The following is a 12,199-nucleotide window of genomic DNA, read 5'->3' on the forward strand; positions in this document are numbered from 1 at the left end:
AGTGCGTTCTACGAAAAGCGAACCGACAGGTTGGGATTCGTCCTGCTCAGCGGGACTGTTCCGGAGCAGAACTGAAACAGGTTACAGACAACCCGGTAGCAAAACTGTAACGTGTTCTCATGCATTACGACAGCTTGTTCATCGGCGGCCGCTGGACCGCGCCAGCCACCGCCGAGCGCGTTCAGGTCATCTCGCCGGCCACGGTCGAGCCGGTGGGCAGCGTCCCCGCGGTGTCTCGCGCCGACGTCGACGCCGCGGTCGCCGCCGCCCGCCACGCCTTCGACCACGGCCCGTGGCCGTCCACCCCGCCGGAGGAACGGGCCCAGGTGCTCACCAGGGCCGCCCGGCTGATCGAGCAACGCTCGGCCGATCTGGTCGCCGCGCTCACCGCGGAAATGGGCGCTCCGCAGATGATCGCGATGACGCTCAACCAGATTCCCGCCGTGGCCGCGCTCGACGCCTGCGCCGGACTGGCGAAGTCGTTCCCCTGGAACGAAACTCGCACCGGACTGTTCGGCACCTCGCGGGTCACCCGGGAACCGCGCGGCGTCGTCGCGGCGGTCACCGCGTGGAACGTGCCGCTGTTCCTCGCGGCCAACAAGCTCGCCCCGTCGCTGCTGGCCGGCTGCACCGTGGTGCTCAAACCCGCTCCGCTGACCCCGATTACGGCGAACATGCTCGCCGACATCTTCACCGAGGCCGGCCTGCCCGAGGGCGTGCTCTCGGTGCTGCCCGCCGAGGCCGAGGCCGCCGAATACCTGGTCTCACATCCCGGCGTGGACAAGGTGACCTTCACCGGCAGCACCGCCGTCGGCAAGAAGATCGGCGCGATCGCCACCGGACAGCTCAAGAGCGTCTCGCTCGAACTCGGCGGCAAGTCCGCGGCAATCCTGTTGCCGGACATGGATATCGCGGGCATCCCGGTGCTCGTGTTCTCCGGTCTGATGAACAGCGGGCAGGGTTGCGTCGCGCAGACCCGGATCCTCGCGCCGCGCAGCCGGTACGACGAAATCCTCGACGCGCTGGTCGAACACGTGAAGACGATGAAGGTCGGCGATCCCAACGATCCGACCGTGCAACTGGGCCCGCTGATTTCGGAGCGGCAACGCGATCGGGTCGAGGGATACATCGCCAAGGGCAAGGAAGAGGGCGCGCGGGTCGCACTGGGCGGCGGGCGGCCCGCGGGGCTGGATCGCGGCTGGTATGTCGAGCCGACGATCTTCGCCGACGTGGACAACAAGTCGACCATCGCCCAGGAGGAGATCTTCGGCCCGGTGCTGTCGGTGATCCCGTACGACACCGAGGACGAGGCCGTGGCGATCGCCAACGATTCGGTCTACGGCCTGGCCGGCTCGGTGTGGACCGCCGATGTCGAGCACGGCGCGGAGATCGCCGCGCGCGTGCGGACCGGGACGTACGCCATCAACTGGTACGCGTTCGATCCCAGCTCGCCGTTCGGCGGCTACAAGAATTCCGGACTCGGCCGCGAAAACGGCCCGGAGGGCCTCGACTCCTTCTGCGAACAGAAGTCGCTGCTCATGCCGATGGGCTGGGCAGGCTGATCAGTCGGTCGGCATAACCACCCGCAGGACGGGCTCGCTGTCGCGGCCCGTGAGGCTCGGCGCGTCGACGATCTCGACGCGCCAGCCCGGGGGCAGGACGGCCTGCAAACGCCCGGCAGCGCGGCGCAGCGGGGTGCTAGCGGTCGCCAGTTCGAAGCCGGCAACCAGGGGCGTGATGGACGCCCCGGTCTCCAGATCGGTCATGCTCCAACCACCTCTCGCGCGTCGATCTCATCGGTCGCCGCGAGCATCGCGGAAACCCGATGTCGATAGGGAAGTAGTTCAGTCGATCAGTAAACAGTTAGCAATCGGACTGGTAGGTCATGAGACCAAGAACACGGCAAGCATAAGCCACTTGTGCGCAAATCTCGCACACCGGGCAACTACCCCATATCGAGCTTCGGCAAACCTATGGTGCTCGCGACCTGTGCACACCGACCATTACCAATAGCACCACAACAATGGGTTCGCGCGGCGGGAAACACGCCATAACCGTGAATGATGATCCGTCATGAATTGCAAGGCGGGTTGGCGTCGTGGTCGCGACTGGTTGGTATACGCCATGATTGGCGACCGTCGTGGTGAAAGTCCGTGCGCCGCTGCATTCTCGCCGGCGCGAGTACCGCGTTCGACGCGGGGATCGGTCAGCGTCGCAATGCTCGGCGATAGTCCGCCGGAGTCGCACCGGTCGCCGCCCGGAGATGAGTGCGCAACGCGGTCACGCTGCCGAAGCCCGAGCGGGTCGCGACCACTTCGATTGGCAGGTCGGTGGTTTCGAGCAGTTCGCGGGCGCGCACCGTGTGCTGTGCATCCAGCCAGCGGCGCGGCGTGCTGCCGACCTCGGCTTTGAACCGGCGGATGAAGGTGCGTTCGCTCATCAGCGCGTGCGCGGCCAAGGCCGGAACATCCGGTGCCGCAGCGGGGTTCTCGACCGCCCAGGCCATTGTCTCGGCCAGGGCGCCGCGGAAGCCGCTGCCGGCCAACGCATCCGGAATGTATTGTGCCTGGCCACCGGCTCTGTGCGGCGGGGTCACGTTCCAGCGCGCCAATTCCGCCGCCGGGCCGGCACCCAATTCGCGGCGTGCGATGTGCAGGCACAGATCCAGTCCGGCCGACAGGCCGGCGGAGGTGAGGACGTCGCCGTCGTCCACATAAAGAGCGGTCGGATCCAGCTCGACGGCGGGGAACAGATCGGCGAATTCATCGCAATACGCCCAGTGTGTCGTGGCGGGTCGGCCGTCCAACAACCCCGCCCGCGCGAGAATGAACGCGCCGACACAAATGCTCACCATGATCGCGCCCCGGGCCGCCGCGGCACGCAGTGCCGTGAGCGCCTCGTCCGGCGGCGGCAACGTCGGCAATCCGATGCCGGGCACCACCACGATGTCGGCGGTCGCCAACGCCGCCAACCCGTGTTCGACCTCGAGGCCGAACCCGTTCGGCGTCCACACCGGACCGGGCCGCACCCCACAGGTCTCCATCTGGAATCCCGCCGGTTCGCCGAATTTCCCCGGGCCGTGCCGGAACACCTGCACGGCGCAGGCGAGGTCGTAGGTCATGACGCCGTCCAAGGCGAGAGCGACGACCTGCTTCATGCCACCAGTTTGGCACGAATCCGAGGGTTGCTGTCATGCCTGCCACTCGTCATCCGCCGCCCGCCCGCGCTTGACTGAACTCGATTCACGAGCGAGCGAGAGGACCCCGGATGACCACCGGTATTGATTGGGACTGGGCAACCAGAACAAGCGGCGCGCTCTCGAGCAAACAGCGCCGGCAACTCATGGCCACCGTCACCCGCTCGCTACCCGCCCTGCTCGCCGACCGCGCCCGCCTCACCGCCGGTCGCCGCGGTGCGGGCCGATTGGACTTCGCCGGCCTCCGCCTCCCCGACTCCACCCTCGCCATAGCAGCGGAAGCCGAAGCGCGCGAATCACTTTCGATCCACGTACTCGCCCACTCCTACCGCACCTACTTCTTCGGCCGAGTCCTCGCCGACCTCGACGGCGCCCGCTACGACGACGAACTGGTCTACGTATCCTGCCTACTGCACGACCTCAACCTCGAACACCCCACTCCCGGAAGCTGTTTCGCCGTCACCGGCGCCGAACGAGCCGTTCGCTTCGTCTCGACCGCCGGAGCCACCCCTGACCAAGCCAGGGCCATCGGCACCGCCATCACGACCCACATAACCCCCGGCAACGGCAAAGACGACCTGAGCATCCCCGGCCGCTTCATCTACGCCGGCGCCTCCGTCGACGTAATCGGCAGCCGCATCAGCGAACTCGACCCGACCTGGGTCCAAGAACTCCTACACCGCCACCCCCGCCACAATTTCAGCAAGCACATGATCAAAGCCCTCACCAACGAAGCCAAGGCAATGCCCCAGGGCCGAACCCGCTGGCTGAACACCCACACCAGCCTACTCCAACTGATCCGCCTCGCACCATTCAGCGAATAGCCCACTCGCCCAAGCGGACCCCGCCCTCAGCCTGACTACTCGTCGCTCTCGAGCGCATCAGGATCCGATTCCACCTCAGCCAACCAGAGCGAAACCGAAACCACCGCGCCGGCTTGCCGACCAGACCATCCATCAACCCGATCAGTCGCCTCATCACACGCCCGTGCACGAGTTACCGCCGACTCACTCAGCATCGTCCTGAGCACAGCAAGAAAGCCTTTCGTGTCAACGGGCACAATCACTCCTCCTGACATCGGGCGACATGCTGCGTCCAGCAAGGCGAGGATGGAACTCCTGCAAGCTCGCTACTTCGACGACGATCGGCGATCCCGCAGCGGCAAGGGAGTTCGTCCTCGAAATCGCACGCCGTCACAGCAGGAATCCCATATATACCACTCTCGGTTTCTAGGGATTTCCCTGACGCACGTTCGCCTTCGATTCAGTGAGCCAATTGCGCAGTTGGGCGTCGGTGCTGAGGCAGATCAGCTGTATCAAGGGCCAGTTCTGGTGATGATTCGGCGTGGTTCGGAATCGCGTCGGCCAGTCGCCGGCGTACTCGCGCAATGCGGAGACGGTCTCGTCCACTGCTTCTTCGATTGTGTTGCCATCCGCCGTGATCGGCCGACTATCGGCCGTGCAGGTGGATTCGGCAAGTGAGTTATCGCAGCTCGATAGCGAATCGACGGAAGGGGTTGCTGTACAGACGAATCCGTCGGCGACGAGCGGCGGGGCGTGCAACGAGGGGCACATGGCTGCGGTGTTGACCGCCGGAGCCCACTCCGCCATGTGCCGCTCGTCAGTGCCCAAAGTTGGCCGTAGGCACACGCGTCGTATATCCGATGGGTGGCTGCTCAAACAGTGTGTCTGGAAAAGATTGAGTGGCAGTGGGATTCGTGTCGGGTGTGGTTTCAGGGTCGAATTACCGGCGGGAATGGCTGGGGCGCAAACGAAACCGCCCGCACCGTTGGGAACGGTGCGGGCGGTTGATGTTTCGAACGATCAGCCGAGGCGTTCTTTCAGGGCCTCGAACTCGTCGCGGACTCCCGAGGGAAGCTTGTCGCCGACGAATTCGAACCATTCCTCGATGAGCGGGATCTCCTTGCGCCATTCGGCGGCGTCGACCTTGAGCGCCTCGTCGACGTCGTCGGGGTCGACCTTGAGGCCGTCGAGGTCGAGGTTGGCGGCGACGGGGACGTTGCCGACCGCGGTGGCGGTGGCCTCGGCCGAACCCTCGACGCGGCCGACGATCCACTCCAGCACGCGGGAGTTCTCGCCGAATCCGGGCCACAGGAAGCGGCCGTCGGCGCCACGCCGGAACCAGTTGACGTAGAAGATCTTCGGCAGCTTGTTCGCGTCGGCGTTCTTGCCGAGGTTGATCCAGTGGTTCAGGTAGTCACCGACGTGGTAGCCCATGAACGGGATCATGGCCATCGGGTCGCGGCGCACGGTGCCGACCTTGCCCTCGGCCGCGGCGGTCTGCTCCGAGGACAGGGTGGCGCCCATGAACACGCCGTGCTGCCAGTCGAAGGACTCGGTGACCAGCGGGATGGTGGTCTTGCGGCGGCCGCCGAACAGGATGGCCGAGATCGGCACGCCCTGCGGGTCGTCCCATTCGGGCGCCAGCGTGGGGCACTGCGACATCGGCGTGCAGTAGCGCGAGTTCGGGTGGGCGGCAAGGGTTTCGGTTTCCCGCAGGAACCAGTCGTTGCCCTTCCAGTCGATCAGGTGATCGGGCTCGCCTTCCAGGCCCTCCCACCACACGTCGTTGTTGTCGGTCTGCGCGACGTTGGTGTAGACGGTGTTGCCCGCCTCCATGGTGGCCATGGCGTTCGGGTTGGAGCTGTGGTTGGTGCCGGGCGCGACGCCGAAGAAGCCGTACTCCGGGTTCACCGCGTAGAGCTGGCCGTCCTTGCCGAAGCGCATCCAGGCGATGTCGTCACCGAGGGTCTCGGCGCGCCAGCCGGGGACGGTCGGCTGGATCATCGCGAGGTTGGTCTTGCCGCAGGCGCTGGGGAACGCGGCGGCGATGTAGTAGGCCTTGTTCTCCGGGGAGATCAGCTTGAGGATCAGCATGTGCTCGGCCAGCCAGCCCTCGTCGTGCGCCATGGCCGAGGCGATGCGCAGCGAGTAGCACTTCTTGCCGAGCAGCGCGTTGCCGCCGTAGCCGGAGCCGTAGCTCCAGATCTCGCGATCCTCCGGGAAGTGGGTGATGTACTTGGTGTCGTTGCACGGCCACGGCACGTCGGCCTGGCCCTCGGCCAGCGGCGCGCCGACGGAGTGCAGCGCCTTCACGAACGGGCGGTCGGTGCCGAGCTTCTCCAGCGCGGCCTTGCCCATCCGGGTCATCACGCGCATCGAGACGACGACGTATTCGGAGTCGGTGAGCTCCACGCCGAGCTTGGGGTCCTCGGCGCCGAGCGGGCCCATGCAGAACGGCACCACATACAGGGTGCGGCCCTTCATCGAGCCGCGGTACAGCTCGGTCATGGTGGCGCGCATCTCGGCGGGGTCGACCCAGTTGTTGGTCGGGCCTGCGTCGGCTTCGCTCTTGGAACAGATGTAGGTACGCGACTCCACCCGGGCCACATCGGACGGATCGGAGAGCGCGAGGAAGGAATTGGGCTTCTTCTTCGGATCGAGCTGCTTGAACGTGCCCGCCTCGACCAGCTGCGCGGTCAGGCGGTCCCATTCTTCGTCGGACCCGTCGGCCCAGACCACTCGCTCCGGCTGAGTGAGTTCGGCGACTTCCTGTACCCAGGCGAGTAGTTCGCTGTGTTCGGTCGGCTGTTTACCGTCGGATCCACGAAGACCAGGAATGGTCGCTGAAGTCATGAAAACTCTCCTGAGATGGGCGGTCCCTACGATGCGTCGCCGCCTGGCCCCAAGGCCCGTTGACCAGCGCGAACACACCGAGCGCCACCATTGGCGGGAAGGCACCCGCTACGACCAGTCGAAAGCGCGCCCCGGCTGGACGGCGGACGAGGACTTAGCGGACGCCCAAGTTCCTGATTAGAGGTTAACGCGATGTGACGACCGGTACTGAATCGGGTTCGTCACTATGTACCCATTCTTATGAGTTAATCAACCCGTGATCCAACGATCGAGGATCGCGATATCCCGTTCGCATGCCGCCAGCTGCCCCGGTTGTTCGGCGACCGTCCGCCGTAACCGGGCTTCGAGTTCGGCCACCCGGCGATCGGTTTCCACCATACGAGTCGTACTCACCTGCACGACCCGATCGGCCAGCACCGTCTCAGTTTCCACGAGCGCGGTCGCCACTCGCTGCTCGAGCTGGGCTTTTACGTTGATCAGCGCGTCGGACACCCACTGCCGCACGTGCGCGCGATCGGCCAGCTGCCCGCGCGCGCGGACCACCCAGCCGGCCGCGCCCGCGCCGAGCAGCAGGGTCACCGGGACGCTCGCGAAATCCAGCGCGGGCACCAGCGAAAGTGGCGAAACCAACAGCCTGCCGAGGCCGACACCCGCCGACGCGCCGAGCGCGATCATGAGGTGATCTTCGACACCTCGGTGCCGCGGATCGGGGTCGGGTCCGACCCGGGGCGCGGGGTCGCGGCGGCGCATCGGCTGGCTGTTTCCGGGCGCGAGCACGCCGTCGATGTGCGCGGTGAGTTCGGTGAGGCGCTGGTCGATGGCGAGGTCGACGGCGCCGGTCAGTTCGGTGGCGGCGTGCTGCAACCGTTCCGGGTAGGTGCCGAGTTCGCTGCGGCGCATGCGATCGAGGTCGGCGCGGGTCGCGGTGTGCAGCGCCCGGATTCGAGCACCGACCTCGGTCATCAGGTCGACCCGGGCCAGGTGCAGCTGGCCGCGCAGGGTGGACATGGCGGTGGCCCGGCCGCCGTCACGACCGGCCAGCAGCACGGCGCGCTCCTCGCGCAGCTTGGCCGTCTCGGCGCCGGAGTGCAGCGCGGTCACCTGCTCGGTGACCCGCTGCCTGGTGTCGGCGAGCACCCGCGCGGTGACCGCCGCGAGCCGGCCGCCGCCCGCGGCCTCCGCGCCGACGGCGGCCGCGGCCAAGGCCGCGTGCAGCGCGCCGAGCCCGGACCGGTCCAGCAGACCCGCGTCGCCCGCGGTGCGCGCCGCGGCCGCGAGCCGCGCGGACACCGGCACGATGTCCAGCTCGACCGCGCCCTGTGCGGCGAGCAGCTCCAGGTTGCGCGCCCGCACCGAACGCCAATCCTGATAGGCGTGAATGCCGTTCATGGCGAGCAGGATCCGGGTGCCGTCCGAGCGCAGGCGGTGCACGATGCGCAGGGTGTCGGCGCCGATGGTGGTCCCGGCGTCCAACAGGATCAACGCGACCGGCGACGGCGCGGTGCCCGACGGTGCGGTGGTCTCCACCGCGGCGTTCGCGTCGGCCACCGGGTCCGCGAGGCTGATCCGCGGTTCGAACCTGGCCAGCTCGGTGCGCAGCAGTGTGGTGTTGGCGTCGGCGGGCCCGATCAGCGTCACCGCACCGGCCGCGCCCGCTCCCTGGACCGCGCGCAGCAGCGCGATTCCTTGCGGATTCCACCGTGCCACAACGGCTTCCACCTCCGGCGGCGGAGCGCCGGAACGATCCGCGGCGGCGGGCGGGACCGCGTCGGCGGGCAGCTCCAGCGGGCGGTCCGCCCCGACCGGCGGGCCGGGCGGGGAGTCAGAGCCCGGCACTGCTCATCCGTTCCCATAGTCGGATGTAGCCGTTGTGCACGCGCAGCGCGGCCCGCCGGGCGGTCGGCGGCATGTCGCTGGAGACCACGGCACGCCAGCGGGCGGCCCGAGCCATCGCGTCATCGGCGTCGGCCGGCGCGGGCGCCGCATAACCCGCCGCGAGATGAGCGACCGCAGGATGCGCGAGGCCCGCGCACAGGCCGAGCCAACGAGCGTCGTCGCCGAATAAGTAGGCCTCCAGGATGTCTCGGGCCGCACTGCCTTCCGCCGGAACCGCGCGCGCCGCGAGCCGGGTGAGTTCGTCGAGGAGTTCGCCGCCGCGCAGCGCGGAGACCTGCTCGTAGCGGCGATGCAGCAGCCGATGCAACGCGTCGATTCCGCTTGCGGCGTGCAGGATTTGCAGCAACGTCTGCGGTGCCAGCTCCGGATCGTGGGTGAGCGCGGCCAGCGCGGCGCTCACGCCGTACAGGTCCCAGCGCTGCAACAGTTGTTCGCGCCCGGCCAGGTCCGGGCCGGGTCCGACGAACAGATCCGGCGAAAGCATCAGCGCGGCATCGGTATTCGCGGCCAGCCTGCGCAACGAGACCAGATCCGCGTCGGTCATCGCGCCCGCGCGGGTGCGCAGGGCGAGCGAGGCGACCACCGGCAGCACGGGCGCGCCGACCTCCCGGCCGTACTGGTCGGCGGCGGCGACCGCGTCGGCCCAGCGCGCACCGATCGCGTCGGCCTTGTTCAACACCACGATGGTGCGCTCCGGCGGCAGCGTGGCCAGCACCCGGCGATCCGCGGGCGACGGCGCGGCGGAGAGCACGTAGATGACGATGTCCGCGTCGAACTCCGGATCGGGCCGGTCCGGCTCGTCGACCGGGCCGGTCTCCACCGCCGACATGAGCGCAAGCGCCTGCAACACCGTCGTGCGCCCCGCGTGCGCCCGCCCCATCACCTGGATCCGCGGCGGCGTGCGCCAGGCGCTGACCGCGTTACCGGCGGCGTAGCCGATCTGCTTGTCCCGCCCCGTGCCGAACCGTAGATCGGCGAGCAACCGGTCGAGCTGGTCGTGCTCGCGCGCGGGCACCCCGCGTTCGCGCAGCGGCCCATCGGACTCGGTGGCTGTCGGCATGTTGCACCCCCTTTACGGTGCGCAATTCTTGCAGAAGACGCGCCGCGGGAGGTGGCGACCGGTCAGGTACCGCTGAAGTATTTGTTGACGGTGCGCACGGCCCAGTTCGGCGCGTACTTGGCGGCGGCCGCCAGGACCTTTGCCTGGGCGCCGATCTCGTAGTGCACCCGCGGCAGCCGGCCGCGCTTGCGCGTCGCGTCCCAGATGCCCGCGGCGACGTCCTCGGCGGTGAGCCGTACGCCGAGCGACTTGGTCGTCCCGGTCTGCACCCCGTCGACCATCGCGGTGTCGACGAACAGCGGCCAGATGGCGATCACCCGGATGTCGTGCTGTTCCCATTCGAGATCCAGTGCCTCCGTGAGGCTTTTGACCGCGGCCTTGCTCGCGCCGTAGCTGGCGAGTTCGGGCTGGCCGTAGATCGCCGACGCCGAACACAGGTTCACCACCTGGGCGCCGGGGGTGTCGCGCAGATAGCCGAACGCGGCGTGCGTGCCGGTGAGCACGCCGCCCAGGTTGACGTCGATGATCGCCTGATGAGCGGGCAGCGTGATGGCCTCGAACGGACCGGCGCGCAGGATGCCCGCGTTGTTGATCAAGATGTCCAGCCGCCCGGCCTCGGCCTGGAATTCGGCGAGCCGCTCGGCCCACTGGGTGGCGTTCGTCACATCGAGGACAGCGGTGTGCACGCTGCCACCCGAGCCGGTGATCTCGGCCGCGAGCCTGGTCAGCCCGACTTCATCGATGTCGAAGGCGCCGACGTGATAGCCCTGCGCAGCGAAAAGCAGGGCCGTCGCCTGGCCGATTCCGGCCGCGGCACCGGTGATGAACACTGACGGTCTGCCCATACCGCGCAGTCTAGTGCGGCGGAGGGGGAACGAGCGGGCTTCCCAGACCCGCTACCGGTCATTTACCCTGCATTCAAGTGGTCGGCGCCATAGTTGGTGCGCAACTTCGCTTTTCGAACGGCGGCAACCGACCTCATCGATGAGGAGGTCGCGATGACAGCTGATGTCATCGGCACTGCCGATACGGAGCCCGTCCTAGCGGACGGGAAACCGCTGCTGCCGAGCAACGACCCGTTCCACCGGCCGCCCAAGGGGTTCGCGGCCAAGCCGCCCGGCACCATCCTGCGCAGCCGCAAGATCGAGCTCGCGTTGTTCGGCGTTGTGCCCCAGCAGGTCTCGGCCTGGCAGCTGCTCTACCGAAGCTGCGACATGCACGGGACGCCGGAGGCGGCGATCACCACGGTGCTGCTGCCGCTGGATGCCGACCCCCGAGAAGACCGGCCGCTGTTGGCCTTTCAGACCGCGATGGACGCGGTCACCGAGAAATGTTCTCCTTCTTATGCTTTGCGCTACGGCGCCAGGGCGCTCGGTTCGGTCACCCAGTTCGAGTGGCTGCTCGTCGCGAACGCGCTGCGCCGCGGCTGGGCGGTCAGCATCGCCGACCACGAGGGCCCGCGCGGAAACTTCGGTGCGCCACGCGAACCCGGCTATCGCGCGCTCGACGGCGTGCGGGCGGCGCAGCGGTTCACCCCGCTCGGCCTCGGCCCGCACACCCAGGTCGCGGTGTGGGGTTACTCCGGCGGCGGCATGGCCAGCGCCTGGATGGTCGAGATGGCGCCCACCTACGCGCCGGAACTCGACCTCGTCGGCGCGGTGCTCGGCGCCCCGGTGGGCGATCCGGGCCAGGTCTTCGCCCGATTGAACGGCACCAGCTACGCGGGCCTGCCCGCCATCGTGATCGCGGCGCTGCGCCGGCTCTACCCGGTGCTCGGCGCGATGCTGCAGAACGAACTCACCATGGACGGCCGCCGTTTCGTCGCCCGAGCGGAGACCGCGACGCCGTTCGGCGCCATCTTCGGCCTGGCGGGCAAGCGGATGGACGACTACCTGAGCCGCCCGCTCGACGAGGTGATCGCGACGCCGGAGTTCCAGGCCATGTTCGACGATCTGCGCCTCGGCAATTCGACGCCGACCTGCCCATTGCTGGTGGTGCAGCCGATCCACGACCAGGTGATCCACATGGACGGCATCGACGGGCAGGTCGAGCGCTACCGCCGCGGCGGCGCGCACGTGACCTACGTCCGCGACCGGCTGAGCGAACATTTCTCGCTGCTGCCGCTGGCCACCCCGATCAGCCTGGAGTGGCTGGCCGACCGGCTGGCCGGGCAACCGGTGAGCGACGCGGGCGACCGCACCGTGTGGTCGGTCGCCGCGTCGCTGACCGGCGCCCGCGGCCTCTACGAGATGATGGTGACCGCGGCCAAGGTCGCGCTCGGCCGCCCGCTCCGGCAGGAGAGCGCGCCGGTGGCCAGGATCGACCGCGCGCGCGCCGCCTGACCTCCCGTTGGACGGCAAGCAACAGTCGATTGCCGCACCACTGCGCCGA

General features: G+C 68.2%; 10 protein-coding genes. 3 read left to right on the forward strand and 7 right to left on the reverse strand.

Translation table 11 applies throughout. The features are described from left to right. Nucleotides 1-119 precede the first annotated feature (119 nt). A complete protein-coding gene (locus tag AB0M22_RS13085; protein ID WP_364724882.1) occupies nucleotides 120-1,562 on the forward strand; it encodes an aldehyde dehydrogenase in 1,443 nt (480 codons plus the stop codon). Here the strand turns inward: AB0M22_RS13085 and AB0M22_RS13090 are convergent, their stop codons facing one another. Beyond that, complete coding sequence (locus AB0M22_RS13090; protein ID WP_150400225.1) at nucleotides 1,563-1,766, reverse strand: hypothetical protein; 204 nt, start codon at nucleotides 1,764-1,766, stop codon at nucleotides 1,563-1,565. A gap of 440 nt (nucleotides 1,767-2,206) precedes the next feature. After that, complete coding sequence (locus AB0M22_RS13095) at nucleotides 2,207-3,157, reverse strand: helix-turn-helix domain-containing protein (RefSeq protein ID WP_364724885.1); 951 nt, start codon at nucleotides 3,155-3,157, stop codon at nucleotides 2,207-2,209. A gap of 110 nt (nucleotides 3,158-3,267) precedes the next feature. Between AB0M22_RS13095 and AB0M22_RS13100 the strand changes: the two genes are divergently transcribed. After that, a complete protein-coding gene (locus AB0M22_RS13100; protein WP_364724888.1) occupies nucleotides 3,268-4,020 on the forward strand; it encodes a phosphohydrolase in 753 nt (250 codons plus the stop codon). Nucleotides 4,021-4,425: 405 nt separating this feature from the next. Here AB0M22_RS13100 and AB0M22_RS13105 read toward each other — a convergent pair whose 3' ends face one another. From AB0M22_RS13105 to AB0M22_RS13125, 5 genes are all read right to left on the reverse strand, one after another. Then, nucleotides 4,426-4,827 (reverse strand): hypothetical protein, encoded by a 402-nt coding sequence (locus tag AB0M22_RS13105; RefSeq protein ID WP_364724890.1) that lies wholly within the window; start codon nucleotides 4,825-4,827, stop codon nucleotides 4,426-4,428. Between the two features lie 192 nt (nucleotides 4,828-5,019). Continuing rightward, nucleotides 5,020-6,852, reverse strand: a complete 1,833-nt coding sequence (locus AB0M22_RS13110; protein ID WP_364724892.1) for a phosphoenolpyruvate carboxykinase (GTP) — start codon at nucleotides 6,850-6,852, stop codon at nucleotides 5,020-5,022. 249 nt (nucleotides 6,853-7,101) lie between these two features. Continuing rightward, on the reverse strand, nucleotides 7,102-8,688 hold the full coding sequence (locus AB0M22_RS13115; protein ID WP_364724894.1) for a hypothetical protein: 1,587 nt from the start codon (nucleotides 8,686-8,688) through the stop codon (nucleotides 7,102-7,104). Beyond that, nucleotides 8,675-9,808 carry a hypothetical protein gene (locus AB0M22_RS13120; protein ID WP_364724896.1) on the reverse strand — a complete coding sequence of 378 codons (1,134 nt, stop codon included), beginning with the start codon at nucleotides 9,806-9,808 and terminating at the stop codon, nucleotides 8,675-8,677. Before AB0M22_RS13120 ends, AB0M22_RS13115 begins: the two co-directional genes overlap by 14 nt. 62 nt (nucleotides 9,809-9,870) lie before the next feature. Beyond that, complete coding sequence (locus AB0M22_RS13125) at nucleotides 9,871-10,653, reverse strand: SDR family oxidoreductase (protein ID WP_364724898.1); 783 nt, start codon at nucleotides 10,651-10,653, stop codon at nucleotides 9,871-9,873. A gap of 153 nt (nucleotides 10,654-10,806) precedes the next feature. Between AB0M22_RS13125 and AB0M22_RS13130 the strand changes: the two genes are divergently transcribed. Next, nucleotides 10,807-12,150, forward strand: a complete 1,344-nt coding sequence (locus AB0M22_RS13130; protein WP_364724900.1) for a lipase family protein — start codon at nucleotides 10,807-10,809, stop codon at nucleotides 12,148-12,150. Nucleotides 12,151-12,199: the final 49 nt, after the last annotated feature.

Source organism: Nocardia sp. NPDC051756 (assembly GCF_040681495.1).
GTDB lineage: Bacteria > Actinomycetota > Actinomycetes > Mycobacteriales > Mycobacteriaceae > Nocardia.

Bases quoted from the DNA above. Each gene is read 5' to 3' on its own strand.
- AB0M22_RS13085 (WP_364724882.1), top strand. From the start codon at position 120: ATGCATTACGACAGCTTGTTCATCGGCGGCCGCTGGACCGCGCCAGCC.
- AB0M22_RS13090 (WP_150400225.1), bottom strand. From the start codon at position 1,766: ATGACCGATCTGGAGACCGGGGCGTCCATCACGCCCCTGGTTGCCGGC.
- AB0M22_RS13095 (WP_364724885.1), bottom strand. From the start codon at position 3,157: ATGAAGCAGGTCGTCGCTCTCGCCTTGGACGGCGTCATGACCTACGAC.
- AB0M22_RS13100 (WP_364724888.1), top strand. From the start codon at position 3,268: ATGACCACCGGTATTGATTGGGACTGGGCAACCAGAACAAGCGGCGCG.
- AB0M22_RS13110 (WP_364724892.1), bottom strand. From the start codon at position 6,852: ATGACTTCAGCGACCATTCCTGGTCTTCGTGGATCCGACGGTAAACAG.
- AB0M22_RS13120 (WP_364724896.1), bottom strand. From the start codon at position 9,808: ATGCCGACAGCCACCGAGTCCGATGGGCCGCTGCGCGAACGCGGGGTG.
- AB0M22_RS13125 (WP_364724898.1), bottom strand. From the start codon at position 10,653: ATGGGCAGACCGTCAGTGTTCATCACCGGTGCCGCGGCCGGAATCGGC.
- AB0M22_RS13130 (WP_364724900.1), top strand. From the start codon at position 10,807: ATGACAGCTGATGTCATCGGCACTGCCGATACGGAGCCCGTCCTAGCG.